Annotated in this window: 18 protein-coding genes; 8 read left to right on the top strand and 10 right to left on the bottom strand. The window is 66.5% G+C overall.

Annotated features, from left to right (window positions below):
* Positions 1 to 133: 133 nt before the first annotated feature.
* Both ABD923_RS05300 and iscR read right to left on the bottom strand, forming a co-directional pair.
* A complete protein-coding gene (locus ABD923_RS05300; RefSeq protein ID WP_259546268.1) occupies positions 134 to 1,177 on the bottom strand; it encodes a cysteine desulfurase family protein in 1,044 nt (347 codons plus the stop codon).
* Between the two features lie 92 nt (positions 1,178 to 1,269).
* The gene (gene iscR / locus ABD923_RS05295) at positions 1,270 to 1,731 is read right to left on the bottom strand and encodes a Fe-S cluster assembly transcriptional regulator IscR (RefSeq protein WP_259546269.1); all 462 of its coding nucleotides are present in this window, start codon (positions 1,729 to 1,731) and stop codon (positions 1,270 to 1,272) included.
* A gap of 203 nt (positions 1,732 to 1,934) precedes the next feature.
* Between iscR and ABD923_RS05290 the strand changes: the two genes are divergently transcribed.
* The 4 genes from ABD923_RS05290 to ABD923_RS05275 all read left to right on the top strand — a co-directional run bounded on the left by ABD923_RS05290 (position 1,935) and on the right by ABD923_RS05275 (position 5,023).
* A complete protein-coding gene (locus ABD923_RS05290) occupies positions 1,935 to 2,588 on the top strand; it encodes an alpha/beta hydrolase (protein WP_222187528.1) in 654 nt (217 codons plus the stop codon).
* 13 nt (positions 2,589 to 2,601) lie between these two features.
* A complete protein-coding gene (locus ABD923_RS05285; protein ID WP_259546270.1) occupies positions 2,602 to 2,847 on the top strand; it encodes a hypothetical protein in 246 nt (81 codons plus the stop codon).
* Between the two features lie 136 nt (positions 2,848 to 2,983).
* On the top strand, positions 2,984 to 4,198 hold the full coding sequence (locus tag ABD923_RS05280; RefSeq protein ID WP_259546271.1) for an NADP-dependent isocitrate dehydrogenase: 1,215 nt from the start codon (positions 2,984 to 2,986) through the stop codon (positions 4,196 to 4,198).
* A gap of 213 nt (positions 4,199 to 4,411) precedes the next feature.
* Positions 4,412 to 5,023 (top strand): YitT family protein, encoded by a 612-nt coding sequence (locus ABD923_RS05275; protein WP_259546272.1) that lies wholly within the window; start codon positions 4,412 to 4,414, stop codon positions 5,021 to 5,023.
* A 110-nt stretch (positions 5,024 to 5,133) separates the two neighbouring features.
* Here the strand turns inward: ABD923_RS05275 and ABD923_RS05270 are convergent, their stop codons facing one another.
* The 3 genes from ABD923_RS05270 to recA form a co-directional block, all read right to left on the bottom strand.
* Positions 5,134 to 5,424, bottom strand: coding sequence for a DUF1330 domain-containing protein (locus tag ABD923_RS05270; protein WP_259546273.1), 291 nt, complete (start codon positions 5,422 to 5,424; stop codon positions 5,134 to 5,136).
* 1 nt (position 5,425) lies between these two features.
* Positions 5,426 to 8,089: an alanine--tRNA ligase gene (gene alaS, locus ABD923_RS05265; protein ID WP_259546274.1), complete on the bottom strand. Its 2,664-nt coding sequence runs from the start codon at positions 8,087 to 8,089 to the stop codon at positions 5,426 to 5,428.
* Positions 8,090 to 8,231: 142 nt separating this feature from the next.
* The gene (gene recA / locus ABD923_RS05260) at positions 8,232 to 9,302 is read right to left on the bottom strand and encodes a recombinase RecA (protein ID WP_310796366.1); all 1,071 of its coding nucleotides are present in this window, start codon (positions 9,300 to 9,302) and stop codon (positions 8,232 to 8,234) included.
* A 186-nt stretch (positions 9,303 to 9,488) separates the two neighbouring features.
* Here recA and ABD923_RS05255 point away from each other — a divergent pair, with 186 nt between their 5' ends.
* Complete coding sequence (locus ABD923_RS05255; protein ID WP_259546276.1) at positions 9,489 to 10,106, top strand: gamma-glutamyl kinase; 618 nt, start codon at positions 9,489 to 9,491, stop codon at positions 10,104 to 10,106.
* Here the strand turns inward: ABD923_RS05255 and ABD923_RS05250 are convergent.
* The 5 genes from ABD923_RS05250 to ABD923_RS05230 all read right to left on the bottom strand — a co-directional run bounded on the left by ABD923_RS05250 (position 10,103) and on the right by ABD923_RS05230 (position 17,670).
* Entirely contained in the window at positions 10,103 to 12,514 is a 2,412-nt protein-coding gene (locus ABD923_RS05250; RefSeq protein ID WP_425584018.1) for an ATP-binding response regulator, read from the bottom strand. The genes ABD923_RS05255 and ABD923_RS05250 overlap by 4 nt on opposite strands.
* 257 nt (positions 12,515 to 12,771) lie before the next feature.
* Entirely contained in the window at positions 12,772 to 13,932 is a 1,161-nt protein-coding gene (locus ABD923_RS05245) for an RsmB/NOP family class I SAM-dependent RNA methyltransferase (RefSeq protein ID WP_259546280.1), read from the bottom strand.
* A gap of 31 nt (positions 13,933 to 13,963) precedes the next feature.
* A complete protein-coding gene (gene guaB / locus ABD923_RS05240; RefSeq protein ID WP_259546281.1) occupies positions 13,964 to 15,418 on the bottom strand; it encodes an IMP dehydrogenase in 1,455 nt (484 codons plus the stop codon).
* Between the two features lie 228 nt (positions 15,419 to 15,646).
* Positions 15,647 to 16,351: an RlmE family RNA methyltransferase gene (locus ABD923_RS05235; RefSeq protein ID WP_222187550.1), complete on the bottom strand. Its 705-nt coding sequence runs from the start codon at positions 16,349 to 16,351 to the stop codon at positions 15,647 to 15,649.
* A gap of 161 nt (positions 16,352 to 16,512) precedes the next feature.
* Positions 16,513 to 17,670 (bottom strand): Ppx/GppA phosphatase family protein, encoded by a 1,158-nt coding sequence (locus ABD923_RS05230; protein ID WP_259546283.1) that lies wholly within the window; start codon positions 17,668 to 17,670, stop codon positions 16,513 to 16,515.
* A gap of 329 nt (positions 17,671 to 17,999) precedes the next feature.
* On the opposite strand from ABD923_RS05230, the gene ABD923_RS05225 reads away from it, so the two are divergent.
* Genes ABD923_RS05225 through ABD923_RS05215 form a run of 3 tightly spaced genes read left to right on the top strand, consistent with a single transcriptional unit; the run spans position 18,000 to position 20,286 of the window.
* Positions 18,000 to 18,314 carry a virulence factor gene (locus tag ABD923_RS05225; protein WP_259546284.1) on the top strand — a complete coding sequence of 105 codons (315 nt, stop codon included), beginning with the start codon at positions 18,000 to 18,002 and terminating at the stop codon, positions 18,312 to 18,314.
* Positions 18,315 to 18,344: 30 nt separating this feature from the next.
* A complete protein-coding gene (locus ABD923_RS05220; protein ID WP_259546286.1) occupies positions 18,345 to 19,280 on the top strand; it encodes a methylenetetrahydrofolate reductase in 936 nt (311 codons plus the stop codon).
* 16 nt (positions 19,281 to 19,296) lie between these two features.
* On the top strand, positions 19,297 to 20,286 hold the full coding sequence (locus tag ABD923_RS05215; protein WP_259546287.1) for a methyltetrahydrofolate cobalamin methyltransferase: 990 nt from the start codon (positions 19,297 to 19,299) through the stop codon (positions 20,284 to 20,286).
* Positions 20,287 to 20,311: the final 25 nt, after the last annotated feature.

Raw genomic sequence — 20,311 nt, 5'->3', positions numbered from 1 at the left:
CCTCCGATGGGCCGGCGGATTGCCGGCCAGACTGTTCATTCATGCCGGCCCCGGACCGCCTCGTTTCCTCAGGGTGCGCATGACGCGCCCCTGCCCTGATCGGCGGCCCTCGGGCCTTTTGCAACGCGGCAAACTACCTGCCCCGCGCACGGAAACGGTCATATGCCGCCCCCCAGGCTTCGGCGAAGGCCAGGACCTCCGCCTCGGTCGTGTCGGGCCCGAGAGAGACGCGGATCGCGCAATTCGCCTCGCCATCGGTCAGTCCCATCGCGCGCAACACGTTGCTCGACCGGACCTTGCCCGAGGAACAGGCCGATCCCGCCGAAACGGCGAAGCCGGCCAAGTCCATCTGCATCACCTGCGTCTCGCCTTTCCACCCCGGCGTCACGATGCACGAGGTGTTGGGCAGGCGCTGGCTGCCTTTCCCGACAAAAATAGTATCTTTTGTCCGAAGGTCCAGAGCACTTTCTAGAATATTTCTAAGTTTGTCCAGCCGCTCGGCACGCCCGGTCTCCAGACCTTGTTGTGTAGCTTGGGCCGCCGCCCCAAATCCGGCAATGCCGATCAGGTTTTCCGTGCCGCTTCGGCGGCCCATTTCCTGCCCGCCCCCGCGAATCCGCGCCTCCACATCCAGCCCGCGCTTGAGGATCAGCGCGCCGATTCCCTTCGGCCCGCCGATCTTGTGGGCCGAGATCAGCGCCATCTCGACACCCGACCAATCGAAGGCCAGGGGGATCTTGCCAAAGGCCTGTGTCCAGTCGCTGACGGCCAGCCCCTCGGGCAGATCCTGCAAGATCCCCGTTTCGGAATTCGCCACCTGAAGCGTGCTGCGCGCCGGGTCCGTGACCGTGACCCTTCCCTCGGCATTGACCGGCAGATCTTCGGTGATCCACGACCGCACCGCGTCATGTTCGATCGCCGCGCCATGCAAGCCCCGCCCCGCCAGGGCCAGCGCGGCGGCCTCGGTCGCGCCGGAGACGAAAACGATGTCAGCGGCCTGCGCGCCAATCGCCTCGGCGATCTGGCCGCGCGCGCGTTCCATCAGCCCCTTGGCGGCCCGCCCCTCGGCATGGACCGAGCTTGGATTGCCGACGAGATCCATCGCCTCGATCATCGCCGCGCGCGCCTCGGGGCGCAGCGGCATGGTCGCATTGTGATCCAGATAGACGCGGGCCATCGGCGCTCCCTTGCAACGGGCACCACGGCGCCCCAGACACATCTAGGAAATGTCCCCGCGCCCTTCCAGCGGGGCCGCGCGGCTTGGCACGCTTACTCCTCGTCGACGACCTGGAACAGGTTCGGCACCGCCGGGCAAGGCGTCAGATCGTTGCGCACGACGTCGGACAGGCGCGTCTGGTGGAGGAACACGTACACATGCGCGCTCAACCCCTCCCACAGGCGGTTCGTCATGCTTTGCGCCCGCGACCCCGACACGCCCCCCGAGGCCCCGGCCCCGGTGTGCAGCGCGCTGACCGTTTCATCGACGGCGGCAAAGATATCGACCGCGCGGATTTCGGACGGCGGATGCGCCAGGCGATACCCCCCGCCCGGACCGCGCACCGATTGCACGAGCCCCGCCCGGCGCAGCTTGACGAAAAGCTGTTCGAGATAAGGCAGCGAGATATCCTGCCGCTTCGAGATGTCCGACAGCGGGCTGAGTTGCCCTTCCGGCTGAAGCGCAAGGTCGACCATCGCGACCATCGCGTAGCGGCCCTTGGTGGATAGTTTCATGTCCTGCCCCCCGCATGACTGGGGCGCGACAAACGCCCCTGAACTGCCCGCGATGATTGACCTTTCGGCCCGTCACGCTTAACTGCCATGACACCGGATCGCGGCGAGGAGTGCCGTATGCCGGAATTGCTGTGGTTTAAGGGAGCGGCAGCGACCCCGTCAAGACGACGGCAGGCCGCGCGCCCCGCACGAGGGAGAACTTGATGCCCGAGGTGATTTTCCCCGGCCCCGAAGGCCGGCTTGAAGGCCGTTATCATCCTCAGAAGGTCAAGGACGCCCCGATCGCCATCATCCTGCACCCGCACCCTCAGTTCGGCGGCACGATGAACAACCGGGTCGTCTACAACCTGCATTACGCGTTCCACGAGATCGGCTTCACCGTCCTGCGCTTCAACTTCCGCGGCGTGGGCCGCAGCCAGGGCGAATACGACCAGGGCGTGGGCGAATTGTCCGATGCCGCCTCGGCGCTGGATTACCTGCAGTCCATGAACCCCAATGCCAAGCATTGCTGGGTCGCGGGCTTCTCGTTCGGCGCATGGATCGGCATGCAGCTTCTGATGCGGCGTCCCGAGATCACCGGCTTCATCAGTGTCTCGCCCCCGGCGAACATGTACGACTTCTCGTTCCTCGCGCCGTGCCCGTCCTCGGGCCTGATCATCAACGGCTCGGCCGACCGTTTCGCCAAGCCGCAGGATACCCGCATCCTCGTGGACAAGCTGCACGAGCAGAAGGGCATCACCATCACCCATGAAGAGATGGAAGGCGCCGGTCACTTCTTCGAGGATCCCTACATGGACCCGATGATCGAGACCGTGCAGACCTATGTGAAGCGCCGCCTGACCGAGACGACGCGCTGAAGGACCCCCGCCGATGAGTGTCATCACCGAGAACCTTGCCGACAAGCTGGCGCAGGACGTCATCAAGGCGAGCGAGGAAACCGGGGATGAGCAACTGATTGACGAGATCGCCCGCGCGCTCGGCACCTCCTCCCCCACGACCGAGGAGATGTTCCGCACCTTCGTCCGGGTGCGGCTGGCCGAGCAGCGCGCGCGCCGCCTGCTGGCGCAGAAACTGGCCAAGCATCAGGCCAGCACGGCCCCCGATCCGCAAAGCTGACGCCCGTTTCTCGGCGGAGCCCCTCAGCGGCGCTGCGCTGAGCGCATAATTGGTATGCAACGGCATACATAGCTTTCCTCCCCCGCGATCATCGGCTACAGACGGCGCGACTCCCTAGCACCGGACGAGGCACAAGATGACCAAGATCAAGGTCGAAAACCCCATCGTCGAAATGGACGGCGACGAGATGACCCGCATCATGTGGGCCTTCATCAAGGACAAGCTGATCCTGCCCTACCTGGACGTGGATCTGCTCTACTACGATCTGGGCATGGAATCGCGCGATGCGACGAATGACCAGATCACCATCGACGCCGCCGAGAAAACCAAAGAGGTCGGCGTTGCCGTCAAATGCGCGACCATCACCCCCGACGAGGCCCGCGTCGAGGAATTCGGCCTCAAGAAGATGTGGCGCAGCCCCAATGGCACGATCCGCAACATCCTGGGCGGCGTGGTTTTCCGCGCCCCGATCATCTGCCGCAACGTGCCCCGCCTCGTGCCCGGCTGGACCAGGCCCATCGTGATCGGCCGCCACGCCTTCGGCGACCAGTATCGTGCGACCGACATGAAATTCCCCGGCCCCGGCAAGCTGTCGATGAAGTTCGTCGGCGAAGACGGCACCGTGATCGAGGAAGAGGTCTATGACGCCCCGTCCTCGGGCGTGTTCATGGGGATGTACAACCTCGACGACTCGATCCGCGATTTCGCCCGCGCCTCGATGAATTACGCGCTGAACATGGGCTGGCCGCTCTATCTGTCGACCAAGAACACGATCCTCAAGCAATATGACGGGCAGTTCCTGCACCTCTTCCAGCAGGTCTTCGAAGAGGAGTTCGAGGACAAGTTCAAGGAAGCGGGCACCTGGTACGAACACCGCCTGATCGATGACATGGTCGCCTGCGCGATGAAATGGAACGGCGGCTTCGTCTGGGCCTGCAAGAACTACGATGGCGACGTGCAGTCCGACACCGTGGCCCAGGGCTTCGGCTCGCTCGGGCTGATGACCAGCCAGCTGATGACCCCCGATGGCAAGATCGTCGAGGCCGAGGCGGCCCATGGCACCGTCACCCGCCACTACCGCCAGCACCAGGAGGGCAAGGCGACCTCGACCAACTCCATCGCGTCGATCTACGCCTGGACCGGCGGGCTGAAGCATCGCGCGAAACTGGACGGCAATGCCCAGCTCAAGACCTTCGCCGAGACGCTGGAACGTGTCGTGGTCGAAACGGTCGAGGCCGGCGACATGACCAAGGACCTCGCGCTTCTGGTCGGCCCCGACCAGAAATGGCTGACGACCACCGGGTTCCTCGAGAAAATCGACGAGAACCTCAACAAGGCGCTCGCCGGCTGATCGACCGAGGGGGCGGGGTTTCCTGCCCTGCCCCTGTGGCGCGGCGTTGACCACCTGCCGTCCTGGCCCCACACCCCGCCGAGCAACCCTTCCTTGGGTTCTTCATGCCCGGCGCGGTCGACCGGGCATTCAGCTTCTCCTCGGGCGGTCCGGGATAGGCCAGCACACCATTTGGCCCTTGCGCTTTCGCTGCATCGCGGAAAAAAGCACCCCATGGCCGAACCACACCATTCCCTGACCCATTCACTGCTGGAGGATGCGCAAGCCTTCCTCCTCGGCACCGCCATGTGCGCGCTCGGGCTGCAGTTTCTCACCCATCTGGGCCTCGTCACCGGCCAGACCGCGGGGCTTGCCGTGCTGGTCAGCTACCTGACCGACTGGTCCTTCGGCGCGGTCTTCTTCGTTGTGAACCTGCCCTTCTACGTCCTCGCGGTCCTGCGCATGGGCTGGCGCTTCACGCTCAAGACGGTGATCGCCGTGGCCCTCGTCTCCACGCTGTCCGAGATCTTCCCGGCGCTCATCTCCTTCGACCGGCTCGAGCCGGCCCTCGGCGCGATGCTTGCGGGCGGCACGATCGGGCTCGGCCTCATCGTCCTCTTCCGCCACGGGGCGTCCTTGGGCGGGATCGGCATCCTCGCTCTCTTCCTGCAGGATCGCGTGGGCATCCAGGCCGGATGGGTGCAGCTGGGCTTCGACGCGGCCCTGTTCGCGACCGCCGCCTTCGCACTCGACCCCGTCCTGGTCGGCTGGTCGCTTCTCGGCGCCGTGGTGACCAACCTGATCGTCGCCACCAACCACCGCAAGGACCGCTATATCGGGCGCTGACCCGCCCCTTCATCTTGGCCGAAAAACTCCCGCCGGAGGCACCAGCGCCTCGGGGGGCTCAAGGCCCCCCGAGGCGCTCGCCCGGGCGACGTCCCAGACGGCGCAAACCCTCAGTCAGCGCCTTCCACCAAGACAAGGTCCCGCTCGGACGCGCCCTTGGCATGGCTCAGCGCCTCCTGGTAGGTCGCGCTCTCGTAGCAGGCATTGGCCGCTTCAAGGCTCGGGAACCGCGCGACCACGTTGCGCGGATGGGCGCGGCCTTCCTTCTGGATGGCCTCGCCGCCCCGGGCGAGGAATTCTCCGCCATGCGCGGCAATCGCCTTCGTCGCCAGCGCGGCGTAGCGGCCATAGGCCTCTTCGTCACTGACGGTCACATGGGCTATCCAATAGGCACAGGGCATCTCAGGCCTCCTTCAAAACGGTTTCCGCGGCCGCGATGGCCTCGTCCGAGGCGCCGGCATCCTTGCCGCCGCCCTGCGCGAAATCGGGCCGGCCGCCACCGCCCTTGCCGCCCAGCTTCTCGACGGCCGCGCGCACCAGGTCCACGGCCGAGACGCGCTCGACCAGATCGCCCGTCACGCCCGCGGCCACGGCGGCCTTGCCACCGGTATCGGCGATCAGCAGGACCGCGCCGGTCCCCATCCGGTTCTTGTGCTCGTCGATGATCCCGGCAAGATCCTTGCCCGTCACCCCCGACAAGACCTGCGCGTGGAAGGCGATGCCGTTCACTTCGCGCGCCTGCGGCGCTTCGGACGCCCCGCCACCGACCATGGCCAGCTGCCGGCGCAGCTGCGCCACCTCGTTTTCCAGCTTGCGCCGCTCGTCCTTCAGACTCTGGACCCGGTCCAGCACGTCGCCGGGCTGCACGTTCAACTCGGCGGCCAGCGCGCCCATGCGGCGGTCCTGTTCGCTCAGGTAGTCGAACGCCGCCTCGCCGGTCAGCGCCTCGATCCGGCGCACCCCGGCGCTCGAGGCCGAGTCGCCAAGCGCCACGAAGACGCCGATATCGCCGGTCTGGCGCACATGCGTGCCGCCGCACAGCTCGATCGAATAGGTCTTGCCATCCGCGCCCTTGCCCGAGCCCGCCAGTTGGCCCATCGAGACAACGCGCACCTCGTCGCCGTATTTCTCGCCGAAAAGCGCCTGCGCGCCGATCCCGCGCGCATCGTCGGGCGTCATGATCCGCGTCTCGACGGGCGCGTTTTGGCGGATGAAGGCGTTCACCTCCTCCTCGACCCGCTCGATCTCTTCGGCGCTCAGCGCCTTGCCGTGGCTGAAATCAAACCGCAGCCGGTCCGGCGCGTTGAGCGAGCCGCGCTGCGCGACGTGGTCGCCAAGCGCGCGGCGCAGCGCCTCGTGCAACAGGTGCGTGGCCGAGTGGTTGGCCCGGATCGTCGAGCGGCGGGCATGTTCCACCTCCAGCTCGGCGCCCTGCCCCGGCGCGATCTCGCCCTCCGCGACCTCGGCCATGTGCAGGAAGACGCCGGCCACCTTCTTGGTGTCGGTGATCCTTGCGCGGCCCGTCTCGGTCTTGAGCGTGCCGGTATCGCCGACCTGGCCCCCGGCCTCGGCATAGAACGGCGTCTGGTTCACCACGATGGCGATCGTGTCGCCCGTCGCGGCGCGCTCGACCGTCTCGCCATCCTTGACCAGCGCCAGCACCACGCCCTCGGCCTTCTCGGTGTCGTAGCCGAGGAATTCCGTCGCGCCGTGCTCTTCGGCGAGGTCGTACCAGATCGCGGCATCGGACTGCTCGCCCGTGCCGGACCAGGCCGCGCGGGCCTTGGCCTTCTGCTCGGCCATGGCGGCGTCGAAGCCCTCTGTATCGACCGTGCGGCCCTGTTCGCGCAGCGCGTCCTGCGTCAGGTCCAGCGGGAAGCCGTAGGTATCGTACAGCTTGAACGCCGCCTCGCCCGGCAGGGCCGCGCCCTCGGGCAGGTTTTCCAACTCGTCATCCAGCAAGCGCAAGCCGCGGTCGAGGGTCTGGCGGAAGCGTTCTTCTTCCAGCTTGAGCGTCTCGGTGATCAGTGCCTGCGCGCGGCCAAGCTCGGGATAGGCCTGCCCCATCTGGCTGACCAGCGCGGGCACCAGGCGATACATCAGCGGGTCCTTCGCGCCCAACAGGTGCGCATGCCGCATCGCGCGGCGCATGATCCGGCGCAGGACATAGCCGCGCCCGTCATTGGAGGGCATCACCCCGTCCGCGATCAGGAACGAGGTCGAGCGCAAATGGTCCGCGATCACGCGGTGATGCACGTTCTTCGGCCCGTCGGGATCGACGCTGGTGGCGTTTGCGCTCGCCTCGATCAGGGAGCGCATCAGGTCGGTGTCGTAATTGTCGTGCTTGCCCTGCAAGAGCGCGCCGATCCGTTCCAGCCCCATGCCGGTGTCGATCGACTGCATGTCGAGCGCGCGCATCGAGCCATCCTCGAACTGCTCGTTCTGCATGAAAACGATGTTCCAGATCTCGATGAAGCGGTCGCCGTCTTCCTCCGGGCTGCCCGGCGGGCCGCCCCAGATCTGCTCGCCATGGTCGAAGAAAATCTCGGTGCAGGGACCGCAGGGGCCGGTCGGCCCCATCTGCCAGAAATTGTCCGAGGTCGGGATGCGGATGATCCGTTCGTCCGGCAGGCCCGCGACCTTTTTCCAGATCTCGGCGGCCTCGTCATCGGTGTGGTAGACCGTGACCAGGAGTTTGTCGGCCGGGATGTCGAAATCCTTGGTCAGCAATTCCCACGCGTAAGGAATCGCCTGCTCCTTGAAGTAATCCCCGAACGAGAAATTCCCCAGCATCTCGAAGAAGGTGTGGTGCCGCGCCGTGTAGCCCACATTGTCGAGGTCATTGTGCTTGCCCCCGGCGCGCACGCATTTCTGGCTGGTGGCCGCGCGCTGGTAGTCGCGGTGTTCGACCCCGGTAAAGAGGTTCTTGAACTGCACCATCCCCGAGTTGGTGAACATCAAGGTCGGGTCGTTGCGCGGCACAAGCGGAGAGCTGTCGACGATCTCGTGGCCGTTGCGGCGGAAATAGTCGAGGAATGTGGAGCGGATATCGTTCAGGCTGGCCATGTCGGGCGGTCACTTCCGGGCAGGTTTCGGCACGTCCGGGCTGATGTAACCCCGCCCATGCGTGCTGTCCATGGGGCGGGTGGGGTGAAGCGAAAAGGGCGGCCCGCCGGACCGCCCCTCGTTTAGTCGGATCACGCGGCGGTCAGCCGTCGTCGACCATGTCCGGGTCATCCTCGGCCATGTGGAAATCGAGGCCATGGGCGGCGCGGATCTTGTCCTCGATCGCCAGCGCGACGTCCTTGTTTTCCTTGAGGAAGGTCTTGGCGTTCTCGCGGCCCTGGCCGATGCGTTCGTCGCCGTAGGAGAACCAGCTGCCCGATTTCTCGACCACGCCGGCCTTGACGCCAAGGTCCAACAATTCGCCCATTTTCGAGATGCCTTCGCCATACATGATGTCGAATTCCACCTGCTTGAAGGGCGGTGCGACCTTGTTCTTGACGACCTTGACGCGGGTGGCGTTGCCCACGACCTCGTCACGGTCCTTGATCGAACCGATGCGGCGGATGTCGAGGCGCACCGACGAGTAGAACTTGAGCGCGTTGCCGCCCGTGGTCGTTTCGGGGCTGCCGAACATGACGCCGATCTTCATCCGGATCTGGTTGATGAAGATCACCATGCAGTTCGAGCGCGCGATGGAGCCGGTCAGCTTGCGCATGGCCTGGCTCATCAGGCGGGCGTGCACGCCGACGCTGCTGTCGCCCATGTCGCCCTCGAGCTCGGATTTCGGGGTCAGGGCCGCGACCGAATCGACCACCACGAGGCTGACCGCGCCCGAGCGGACCAGCGTATCGGTGATCTCGAGCGCCTGTTCGCCGGTGTCGGGCTGCGAGATCAGCAACTCGTCCAGATCGACGCCCAGCTTCTTGGCGTATTGCGGGTCGAGCGCGTGTTCGGCGTCGACAAAGGCGCAAACGCCGCCCTTTTTCTGTTCCTCGGCCACGACATGCAGCGTCAGCGTCGTCTTGCCCGAGCTTTCGGGGCCGTAGATCTCGATGATGCGGCCCTTGGGCAGCCCGCCGATGCCGAGCGCGATGTCGAGCCCCAGCGAGCCGGTCGAGGTCGCCTCGATATCCGGAATGGCGTTGTCGCCGCCCAGCTTCATGATCGAGCCCTTGCCGAACTGGCGTTCGATCTGGGCCAGCGCGCTGTCGAGCGCCTTTTGCTTGTCGGCAGATTTGCGGTCGGTCATGTCGAGAAGGTTCGCCGTTGCCATTGGAGTTGACCCCTTATGTCATGCAGCCGCCGGGGCGGCAATGCGGTGCTCGTGTTCACCTCTTGTTCTGCAAATCAATATCAAACAAAACGCGAACATTTCAAGTTGAATTTTCCTTGTGCCCAAGATGGCGTGGAGGCGTTAAGAAAGGGTTAGCGGTACGAAATTTTTCCCAAGGGGCCGGAAATGCTGATCTTCTGGAAGGCGCGGCTGGCTCTGATGGCGGTGCCCAAGACCGGGACGACGGCGCTGGAAGAGGCGCTGTTGCCCTTCGCCGACAGCGCCATCCTGAACCCGCCCGCGATGAAGCATTGCACGGTGCGGCGCTACCGCAACCAGCTAGCCCCGTTTTTCGAGCAGCGCCGGTCGCGCCCGATGGAGCTTGTGGCGGTGATGCGCGAGCCGATCGGCTGGCTGTCGAGCTGGTACCGGTACCGCGCGCGCCCGGCAATCGCCGGTCAGCCGGCCTCGACCGCCGGGATGAGCTTCGACGCGTTCGTGGCGGACTGGCTAAGCGACGATCCGGGCGAACCCGCGCAGGTGGGGCGGCAGTCCCGCTTCCTCGACTATGCGGGCGGCGCGGTCGGGGTACATCACCTGTTCCGCCATGACCGGATGGGGGATCTCGTGCGCTTCCTCGAAACCCGCCTGTCGGTCGATCTGGACCTGCCCGCGCGCAACGTCTCACCCGAGGGCGACACCGGGCTGAGCCACGAGATGGAGGCGCGACTGCGCCGTGACGCGCCGCAGGAATTCGCCTTGTGGGACGCGCTTTGCGACGGGAGCCTGCGCCTCGGCGGTTAGTGCAACTGCCGCCGGACGGTCTCGGTCAGTTCAGACAGGGTAAAGGGCTTGGGCAGGAAGACCGAGTTCGGAATGCCCCTCGACATCTCGTCGATCGCGTCCTCGGAATAGCCCGAGACGAAGACCACTTTCACGTCCGGGTGGGTGCCGAGCGCCTCGCGCACCCAGGACGGGCCGTCCTTGCCCGGCATCACGACATCGGTGACGAAGAGATCGATGGCCTGGTCCGCGCGGTCGAGCACCGACAGGGCATCCTCGGCGCTTGCGGCCTCGAGCACGGTGTAGCCGCGCAGCCGCAGCGCGCGGGAGGCGAAGGCACGCACCGGGGCCTCGTCCTCGACCAAAAGCACGACGCGCGCCCGGTCGTCTTCTTCGGACCCGTGGACTGGCGCGGCCGGCCGCAGGCTTTGGTCCTTGTCCGCTCCATCGACCCTCGCCTTGGAAAGGTCGGGCCCGGCAGCGGGCGGCGCGGCCGCCCGCCTTGCCGTTTGCGGCCTTGCGGCAGCGGCCTGTTCCGCGATCAGCCGGTCATTGATCTGCTGTCCGGACGACACGCCACCTGCGCCCGTTTCGGCGGGAAGGACCCCATCGGTTTCGGGCAGGTCATGGGTGGGAATGTAAATCGTAAAGGTCGTTCCGGCATCGACCACGCTGTCGACGAAGATATAGCCGCCGGTCTGCTTGATGATGCCGTAGGCCATCGACAGACCCAGGCCCGTCCCCTCGCCGACCCCCTTGGTGGTGAAGAAGGGCTCGAAAATCCGGTTCAGCTTGTCGGGCGGGATACCATGGCCATGGTCGCGGACGCGGATGGTGACGTATTGGCCGACGGGCACCACGGCCTGGTCACGGTGCAGCGGTTCGGACAGGCGCACGACGCGGGTTTCGACACGCACCTCGCCGCCATCGGGCATGGCGTCGCGGGCATTCACGACGAGGTTCATGATGACCTGGTCCAGTTGACGGCGATCGACCCGGATCGGCAGAAGGCCCGGATCGTGGCTGAGCATCAGGGTGATCTTCTCGCCCACCAGGCGGTTCAGCAGATGGGTCAACTCGCCCATCGTATCGCGCAGGTCCAGCACCTCGGGTTCCAGCGTCTGCTTGCGCGAAAAGGCCAGCAACTGCCCCACCAGGCTGGCGGCGCGATTGGCGTTCTGGTTGATCTGCACCAGATCGCCATAGTCGGGATCGCCATGGTCATGGCGCAGCAGAAGCAGGTCGCAATAGCCGGTGATCGCGGTCAACAGGTTGTTGAAATCATGGGCGATTCCACCCGCCAACTCGCCAATGGCCTGCATCTTCTGGCTCTGGACGAATTGCTGTTCCAGCGTCTTGAGCTCGGTCGCGTCGTGCAGCACGGCCAGGAGCGACGGCCCGGTCGCATCCGTGATCCGCGACAGCGAGATCTGCAAGAAGCATTCATCCTTGCGTTTGCGGGCGCGCACCACCTCGGGGTGAGAGGCCACGCGTTGCGTCAGGTTGTCGGCCACCCAGTCGTTCACCGGGCGGCCCAGCCCTTCGACGAATTGCGACAGCATCCCTGTTTCCTCGGGCGCGACGCCCAAAAGCTTCTGCGCCGGACGGTTCGAGGCCAGCACCTGCCCGTCCGCCCCGATATGGAGGAGCGCCACCGGAAGCGCCTCGAACGCGCGGGCCGCAACGGAGGCAGCCGGCGGTTCGGCCAGCCCTGGCACCGCGTAGACCTCACGCCGGCCATCGGGCGAATTGACGATGATCGGGATGACCTCGATCATGCCTTCGGCGGTCTTCATCTTGGTGCGCCGCCCCGCCACAAGGGGCAGGTCGGGGAACATGTCGCCCATCGCGGTGACGCGCCGGCCAAGCACATCGCGCATCGCGTCGTTCATGGACAGGATCGTGTTGTTCCGGCTGACGATCATCATCGGCAGGCCGATCGCCCCGCCCGGCCGCTGGACCTGATCGGCGAGGTCGTCGATGCGCCACAACACACCGCCGCTCAGGCGCTGGGCCGTCAGCCGCACCGAGCCGCGCGGTGTGACGATCGTTTCCGAGGTGGCGGGTCTGCGGGCCAGTGCGGATTCCTGCCGGAAAACCACGGTGCCGGCACTGGGCAACAGGCCCGCGATCGCGCGCGCCACGGGCTGGCCCGTACGGTCGCCGAAGCGCCGGGTCGCGGCCTTGTTGCACGCGAAGATCGCGCCGGTCGCATCGGTCACGAAGCTGGCCGCCGGATCGTGGTCGCAGAACCGAAGCGCTGACACGAGATCCCGCCGTCGCCGAACGAAGCCGCGCAGATCGCGCAAGGCCAGCAAGAGCGCGGCCGAGAACAGCCCCCCGGTCGCGGCAAGAAGGCCGAACTGCGCAAGGTCCGACGGGACCATCCACGCCGCTGCGGCGCACAGAAGGCCAAGCACGAGGATCATGACGGGGCGGAACTGCCCCCCCTGCCCCAGCTCGGCGAACCGATGGCCAAGCAGGTCGCGGTCGACCTCGGCGGTCGCGTGATCTTCGCACAGCCCGTCGCTCAAGCTTTTCGTCCTCTCGTTTTCGCGGTCGAACACGCGCCAACCCGCGCCGATGCGCCATTCGAGCGCGAAATCGTTAAACGAAACTTAAAATGCCGAAAATTTTCTGCGCGGGCGGCGAATTCTTGCCGGATCAAGCCGGGAATGTCGCCCGCTCACCCGTCGCGCGACAGGCTTGCGCAGAAAAACCCGTCCGAGGCGGTCAACGGCGTGTCGCGCCCCTGATGCTCCAGCCGCCAGCCGGGATGGCGGGCGAGGAACGCGTCGATCCTGTCTTCGTTCTCGACCCGCAACAGCGAACAGGTCATGTAGACGAGGCGCCCCTGCGCCCCCACCAGCCGCGCGGCGGCCACGAGGATCGCGTCCTGCGTGGCGCAAAGCTTGTCGAGACGCGCAGGCGTCAGCCGCCATTTCGCCTCGGGGTCGCGCCGCCACGTGCCCGAGCCGGAACAGGGCACGTCGCAGAGCACCGCATCGAACGGCGCGTGGCCCTCCAGCCCTGCCGTCGCAACCTGCCGGATCGACACGCCGGCCCGCGCGGCGCGCGGCCCCAGATCGGCCATGCGCCCCGGGTTGGCGTCATGGGCGAAGATCGCCGCGTCGGACCGGTCGGCAAGGGCCAGCGCCTTGCCCCCGCCCCCGGCACAATAGTCGAGGATCCGGCCCTGTCCGGGCCAGTCCACGCGGTCGAGGGCGCGCTGAACGGAAAGGTCCTGCGGCTCGACCACCCCGTCGAGATAGGCGGCGGCGCGGCGCAGGGCGCGTTCGCCCTCGGTCACCTCGAGCGCCGTGGTGCAGAGGGGCGTGGTGCGGGCCGTCACGCCATCGGCGGCGAGGGACGCGACGACCGCCTCGGGCGTGGCGCGCCGCAGGTTCACGCGCAGCCAAAGGGGGGCGCGATGCGCGAAACTGGCAAAAAGCGCCTCGGGATCATCCACCTGGTCCGAGACCGGCGCGCGGAGCCAATCGGGGATATCGCATTCGGGAGAGGGAGCCTGCGACGGGGCCTCTGCCTGGGCCGCGGACAGCGGGGCGGGGGCATGGCCGTCGCCGGTGAAAAGCTCGGCCGGATCGCGCCCTTGCAGGCGCAGCAGACCCAGCATCATGGCCCGCCCATCCCGTCCGCCGCCCATCTGCGCGCAGCTTTCGGCGCGGCGCAGCGCGTCATAGACATGGTCGCGCACCGCTGCGCGATCCTTGGACCCGGCATAGCGCGCGCCGCGCGCCCAACGGGTCAGCGCTTGCTCGACAGGGGTGCCGCCGCGCCAGTCATCCAGCACGGCAATCGCCGCGGAGATCCGCGCGCCCGGCGTCAATGCATCACCTTAAGGTCGAACCGCAAGGCATTCAGCCTCCACGGTAATTCGGGCTTTCCCGCGTGATCTGAACATCGTGGACGTGGGATTCCTTGAGGCCCGCGCCAGTGATCCGCACGAATCGGCAATTGCCGCGCATCTCGTCCACGGTGGCGCAGCCGGTGTAGCCCATGGCCGCCCGCAAACCGCCGATCATCTGGTGGATGACGGCGCCCGCCGCGCCCTTGTAGGGCACCTGCCCCTCGATCCCTTCCGGCACCAGCTTGTCGCTGGCCGCATCCTTCTGGAAATAGCGATCGGCCGAGCCGCGCGCCATCGCCCCAAGGCTGCCCATGCCGCGATAGGATTTGAAGGAACGGCCCTGGTAAAGGATAACCTCGCCGGGCGATTCATCCGTGCCGGCGATCATGCTGCCCACCATGGCGCAATGGGCCCCCGCCGCGATGGCCTTGGCGAAATCGCCCGAGAACTTGATGCCGCCATCGGCGATGATCGGCGTGTCGCTGTCGGCGGCGGCCCTGGCGCAATCCATGATCGCGGTGAGCTGCGGCACGCCCACGCCCGCCACGACCCGCGTGGTGCAGATGGAACCCGGGCCGATCCCGACCTTCACGGCATCCGCGCCCGCGTCGATCAGCGCGCGCGTGGCGTCATAGGTGGCGACGTTCCCCGCGACGACCTGCACGGCGTTCGACAGGCTCTTGACCCGCTCGACCGCCTTGCCCACCCCCTCGGAATGGCCGTGCGCCGTGTCGATCACGATCAGGTCGCAACCCGCGTCGATCAGGGCCTCGGACCGTGCGAAGCCCGCATCGCCCACGGTGGTGGCGGCAGCGACGCGCAGGCGGCCCAACTCGTCCTTGCAGGCCTGCGGGTTCAGCACCGCCTGCTCGGTATCCTTGAGCGTCAGCAGCCCGGTCAGCTTGCCCGCCCCGTCCACGACCAGCAGCTTCTCGATCCGGCGCGCCTTCATCAGGCTTTTCGCCTCTTCCAGGTCCGCCGGTTCGCGCAGCATGGCGAGGTCGTTCGAGGTCATCATCACCTTGACCGGCGTGTCGTCCGAGGTGGCGAAGCGCATGTCGCGGTTGGTGACGATCCCGACCACGTGGCCTTTCTCGTCCACCACCGGGAACCCGGTGAAGTTGTAGCGTTCGATCAGCGCCTTGGCATCGGCCAGCGTCTGGTCGGGGCGCAGGGTCACGGGGTTGTAGACGACACCGGATTCGAAGCGTTTGACGCGGCGCACCTCGCGGGCCTGGGTCTCGACATCGAGGTTGCGGTGGATCACCCCCATGCCGCCCGCCTGCGCCATGGCGATCGCCATGCGGCTTTCGGTGACCGTGTCCATCGCCGAGGACAGGAGCGGGATGTTGAGCTTGATCGCCTTGGTCACGCGGGTGCGCGTATCGGCGTCGGAGGGCAGGACAGAGCTTGCCCCCGGAACCAGCAGAACGTCATCGAAGGTCAGAGCCTCGCGAATCTCCATCGGGCGTCTCCTTGGAGGGTTCGTGTTGGCACGTCCCTATCTCATGTGGCGGACCCGAGGGAAAGGGCGAAATCTTGGGTGCGACGCTTGGGGGGCGAGGTCAGCGGTTGCGCCATGCTGCGCATGTCGCCCGGTCGAAGCGCCGCAAGGGGCATCGAGCCCCTTGCGGCGCTTGTGCCTCCGGCGGGCATTTTCAGGGGATAAAGATGGAAAGGGGCACCAAACGGACTAGCCCCGGAACCCAGTGGCAACGACGAATTTCTCGGAACTGTCCGACCGGCTGGCGGCAGGTTTGACATTGGCGACCTTGTCGAAGCGCTGCTTGAGCAGGGTCTGAAGCCCCCCTTCCGCGCCCCCGGCCAGGACCTTGGCAACGAAGGTGCCGCCCTCTTCCAGCACGTCGAAAGCCAGCTCGGCCGCCGCCTCGCAGAGCGCAACGATGCGCAGGTGGTCGGTCTGCTTGTGACCCGAGGCCGAGGCCGCCATGTCGCTCATCACGACATCGGCCTTGCCGCCAAGCCAGTCCTTGACCTTGTCGTCCGCGCCCTCCTCCATGAAGTCGAGCACGTGCAGTTCCGCGCCGGGGATCGGTTCCACCTCCTTCAGGTCGAGGCCGATGATCCGGCCCACCGCCTTGCCCGGCTTCTCCCCAAGCGCGTTGATCCGCGGCACGGCCACCTGGCACCAGCCCCCCGGCGCACAGCCGAGGTCGACCACCCGCGCCCCGGGCACGAGGAAACGATACCTGTCGTCCAGTTCCTGGATCTTGAAGGCCGCCCGCCCGCGATAGCCCTCGCGCTTGGCGCGCGCGACGTAAGGGTCGTTCAACTGCCGCTCCAGCCAGCGGGTGGAGGACAGCTTGCGCCCGCGCGCCGTCTTCACCTTCACCCGCAAATCGCGCTGCCCGCGCCCGCTCGTGTTCTTCTTCGGCATGCCGTTGCCCTTTCCCGCGATGCGCCCTGCCGGGCGCATCCCCAGTTCCAATCTTTATCCAATAAATATGCCCGCGCGGAGCGCGCAAGCGCCGGAAGGGGCTCGATGCCCCTTTCGGCGCTTCCCCGGGCGACGCCAGAGGCGGCGCAACCCCTCAGATGTCAGAACGGACCGTCCTCCAACACGCCATCGGCCGACATCTGCGCATAAAGCAGCCCCTCGCGCAGACCACGGTCAGCCACGCTCAGCCGGTCGGTGGGCCAGGCCCGAAGCAGCGCCTGCAAGATCGCGGCGCCCGACATGATGAGGGTCTGCCGGTCGCGTCCGATGCGCGGGTCGCGGCGGCGGCCTTCGGGGCCAAGGGCGAGATACTGGTTGATCACCATGTCGATCTGGTCGGACGTCATGCGCAGCCCGTCCACCTTGTTGCGGTCGTAGCGGCGCAGCCCGAGGTGGCTGGCAGCAACGGTCGTGACGGTCCCCGAGGTGCCGATGATCTGGAACCCCTCGCGCGCCTGGTCGGCAGCATCGTCATAGGGCGAGAACTCGGCCAGTTGCTCTTCGAAGAACCAGCTCATCAACGCAAACCGCGCGCCGTCATCGGCCACGTCGGAATACATGTCCTTGAGCGTCGCGACCCCCAGCGGGATCGAGATCCAGTCCACCACCTTGGCGCGGGGAAAGATCGTGTCCTCGTGATCGAACCCCTGGTGCAGGCGCATGATGGCGCGCGGGCGTTCCAGCTTGGGCACGCGGCTGAGGTCGATCCAGACCAACTCGGTCGAGCCGCCGCCGATATCCACGACCAGCAGCTGTTCCGTTTTCGTCGAGACCAGCGGCGCGCAGGAGACCACGGCCAGCCGCGCCTCTTCCTCGGGTTCGATGATCTCCAGCGACAGGCCGGTATCACGGCGCACGAGGTCGATGAACTCCGCCGCGTTCGAGGCGCGGCGGCAGGCCTCGGTCGCGACCAGGCGCATGCGCTCCACGCGATGTTTCGACAGTTTCTTCTGGCAGATCTTCAGCGCGCCCACGGCCCGCGCCATCGAGGCGCGACCAAGCCGGCCAGAGGCCTCCAGCCCCTGCCCCAGTTGCACGCTCTTGGAAAAGCTGTCGACCACATGGAGCTGGTTGCCCTTGGGCTGGGCGATCAGCATGCGGCAGGAATTGGTGCCGAGATCGAGCGCGGCATAAAGATCCGCCGGGTCCGGGCGGGGTGCGGGTGCAGGTCGACGTTCGACAGGCGGGGTCGCGGGCGGCACGACCGTCGCGACAGGTCTGGGGAACGGGCCGGCACCTCGGGATCGCTTGCGCGACATGGGGCGCCTCCGGAATTCAATGGTTGGATCGAATGTATCCACAAGACGGCCACGACACAACATGTCGCAGTGCCGATCGCACAGGCAATTTTTCGAATGCCTTGAAATCATGCCGGTTTATACGACACGCGCGCGGCGGCGACCGCATCGCGGCAAATCGACGGTGCAGACCCAGCGCGGCCCCGGTCCGGCATACAAAAGAACACCAGAAAGTCGGATCTTGGTCGCTCCCGCGCGGCGTCATGTCGAAATTGACACGGGGAGGGCCTCGCATCGATCCTATGGTGGCGCGGAACAGCAGGACCGCCGCGCGCGAACAGGAGATCTGAATGCCGACCGTCACCCTTGTCTATTGGCGCGACATCCCCGCCCAGGTGATCGTGGGCAAGGGCCGCCGCGGGGCCAAAGCCCCCCTGCCCGAACGGTTCGAGCAGGCCATCGACCGGGTTGCCATGAAGATCGGCGCGCGGGACGAGGACGCCTATCTGCGCGAATGGCACAAGGTCGAGATCGGCGAGGTCGAGGGCGACCCGTCCGAGATCGCCGGCCAGACCGCCGCGCGGCTCGACACAGAGTATGACGACGCGCGGCTCAAGCGCCTGATCGATACCGAAGGGGTGGATGACACCACCCCGGCCACCTGACCGACCTTGCCTTCATTCCGGGAGACACTCATGGCCCTTCTGTCCTTCCGCAGCCCCGCTGCACGCGCCCGCCCGGTCGAGCCCGGAGCCGTCTCGCTCGAAGCATTGCTTGAGGGCTACTCCATCGAGGTGATGCCGCGCACCGCGGACAAGGTCGAGGATTTTCGTGCCCTTCTGCCGGTCGGCACGCGCGTCTACATCGCCCATATCGACGGCACCCCGATCGAGGACATGGTGCATACCGCGCGCCGCCTCGCCCGTGACGGGTTCGAGGTGATGCCGCATTTCCCCGCCCGTTCGATCCCCGATGCGCAGACGCTCGCGGACTGGATCGCGCGTTACCAGGACGAGGCCAACGTGACCGAGGGGCTGATCCTGGCCGGGGGCATCCCCGAACCGCGCGGGGCTTTCCATTGCTCGATGCAACTGCTTGAGACGGGGCTTTTCGACAAGGCCGGGTTCAAGCGGCTGCACGTGGCCGGCCACCCGGAGGGCAACCGCGACATCGACCCCAAAGGCGGTGACGCATCCGTCATGGAGGCGCTGCGCTGGAAACAGGCTTTCGCCGAGCGGACGGATGCGAAGATGGCGCTGGCCACGCAGTTTGCCTTTGATGCAGGCCCTGTCATCGCCTGGGCCGACCGCCTGAAGGCAGCGGGCATCAACCTGCCGATCCATCTGGGCGTCGCGGGGCCGGCGAAGCTGCAAACCCTGATCAAGTTTGCCATCGCCTGCGGTGTCGGCCCCTCGCTGGGCGTGTTGCAGCGCCGCGCGCGGGACGTGTCGAAACTGGTCAAGCCGATGGAGCCGACGGAGATCCTGCGCGCGCTGGCGCGGCACAAGGCCGAAAACCCCGACAGCCTGATCGAGCGCATCCATTTCTTCCCGCTCGGCGGGATCAAGACCAATGCCGAATGGGCCATCGCCAATGGCGGCGCCTCGGCCAAACCTGCAAACGCCCACTGAGAAAGCACCGCCTGACATGACCCGCACCGTTCTGGAATCCGCGACCAAGACCGTCGTCATCGGCTTTGACGAGCCGTTCTGCGTCATCGGCGAGCGCATCAACCCCACCGGCCGCAAGAAACTCGCTGCCGAGCTGGAGATGGACGATTTCTCGACCGTCGAGAAGGACGCGCTGGAGCAGGTCGCCTGCGGGGCGATGGTTCTCGACGTGAACTCGGGCGCGGTCTTCACCAACAAGATGGCCGAGGACCCGCGTTACGCCGACAACAATTTCGTCGAACCGATGCTGATGAAGGCGTTGATCGAAAAGGTGCAGGCGCTGGTTGACGTGCCGCTCTGCATCGACAGCTCGGTGCCGGGCGCGCTGGAAAACGGGTTGGAGACGGCCAATGGCCGCCCGCTCCTGAACTCGGTCACAGGCGAGGAAGAGCGGCTGGAGACGATCCTGCCGCTGGTCAAGAAATACAACGTGCCGGTGGTGGCGATCTCGAACGACGACACCGGGATTTCCGAGGACCCGGACGTGCGCTTCGCCGTGGCGAAGAAGATCGTCGAACGCGCCGCCGATTTCGGCATCCCGGCCCATGACATCGTGGTGGACCCGCTGGTGATGCCCATCGGCGCGATGGCGACGGCGGGCCAGCAGGTTTTCGCGCTGGTGCGCCGGTTGCGCGACGAGTTGGGCGTCAACACCACCTGCGGGGCCTCGAATATCAGTTTCGGCCTGCCCAACCGCCACGGGATCAACGCGGCCTTCCTGCCCATGGCCATTGGCGCGGGCATGACCAGCGCGATCATGAACCCCGTCCGCTCGGTCGAGATGGAGGCGGTGAACGCCGCGAATTTCCTGATGAACCACGACCCCAATGGCGGAAAGTGGATCAATTTCGCCCGTGTTCTGGACGCGGTGAAAGAGGGCGCCACCTTCCCCGACGCGGCCAAGGCCGCACAGGCCAGCGGTGGCGGGCGCGGCGGGCGTCGCGGCGGGCGGCGGCGCGCGGGCTAAGCTTTTGTTAACCGGGATGGGGCAA

This window comes from [Roseibacterium] beibuensis (assembly GCF_039542305.1).
Classification (GTDB): domain Bacteria; phylum Pseudomonadota; class Alphaproteobacteria; order Rhodobacterales; family Rhodobacteraceae; genus Roseibacterium; species Roseibacterium beibuensis.
This window is presented reverse-complemented; position numbering and strand designations above follow the sequence as displayed.

Coding starts and splice junctions, on each gene's coding strand:
- ABD923_RS05300 (WP_259546268.1), bottom strand. CDS start 1,177: ATGGCCCGCGTCTATCTGGATCACAATGCGACCATGCCGCTGCGCCCC.
- iscR (WP_259546269.1), bottom strand. CDS start 1,731: ATGAAACTATCCACCAAGGGCCGCTACGCGATGGTCGCGATGGTCGAC.
- ABD923_RS05290 (WP_222187528.1), top strand. CDS start 1,935: ATGCCCGAGGTGATTTTCCCCGGCCCCGAAGGCCGGCTTGAAGGCCGT.
- ABD923_RS05285 (WP_259546270.1), top strand. CDS start 2,602: ATGAGTGTCATCACCGAGAACCTTGCCGACAAGCTGGCGCAGGACGTC.
- ABD923_RS05280 (WP_259546271.1), top strand. CDS start 2,984: ATGACCAAGATCAAGGTCGAAAACCCCATCGTCGAAATGGACGGCGAC.
- ABD923_RS05275 (WP_259546272.1), top strand. CDS start 4,412: ATGGCCGAACCACACCATTCCCTGACCCATTCACTGCTGGAGGATGCG.
- ABD923_RS05270 (WP_259546273.1), bottom strand. CDS start 5,424: ATGCCCTGTGCCTATTGGATAGCCCATGTGACCGTCAGTGACGAAGAG.
- alaS (WP_259546274.1), bottom strand. CDS start 8,089: ATGGCCAGCCTGAACGATATCCGCTCCACATTCCTCGACTATTTCCGC.
- recA (WP_310796366.1), bottom strand. CDS start 9,302: ATGGCAACGGCGAACCTTCTCGACATGACCGACCGCAAATCTGCCGAC.
- ABD923_RS05255 (WP_259546276.1), top strand. CDS start 9,489: ATGCTGATCTTCTGGAAGGCGCGGCTGGCTCTGATGGCGGTGCCCAAG.
- ABD923_RS05250 (WP_425584018.1), bottom strand. CDS start 12,514: ATGATCCTCGTGCTTGGCCTTCTGTGCGCCGCAGCGGCGTGGATGGTC.
- guaB (WP_259546281.1), bottom strand. CDS start 15,418: ATGGAGATTCGCGAGGCTCTGACCTTCGATGACGTTCTGCTGGTTCCG.
- ABD923_RS05235 (WP_222187550.1), bottom strand. CDS start 16,351: ATGCCGAAGAAGAACACGAGCGGGCGCGGGCAGCGCGATTTGCGGGTG.
- ABD923_RS05230 (WP_259546283.1), bottom strand. CDS start 17,670: ATGTCGCGCAAGCGATCCCGAGGTGCCGGCCCGTTCCCCAGACCTGTC.
- ABD923_RS05225 (WP_259546284.1), top strand. CDS start 18,000: ATGCCGACCGTCACCCTTGTCTATTGGCGCGACATCCCCGCCCAGGTG.
- ABD923_RS05220 (WP_259546286.1), top strand. CDS start 18,345: ATGGCCCTTCTGTCCTTCCGCAGCCCCGCTGCACGCGCCCGCCCGGTC.
- ABD923_RS05215 (WP_259546287.1), top strand. CDS start 19,297: ATGACCCGCACCGTTCTGGAATCCGCGACCAAGACCGTCGTCATCGGC.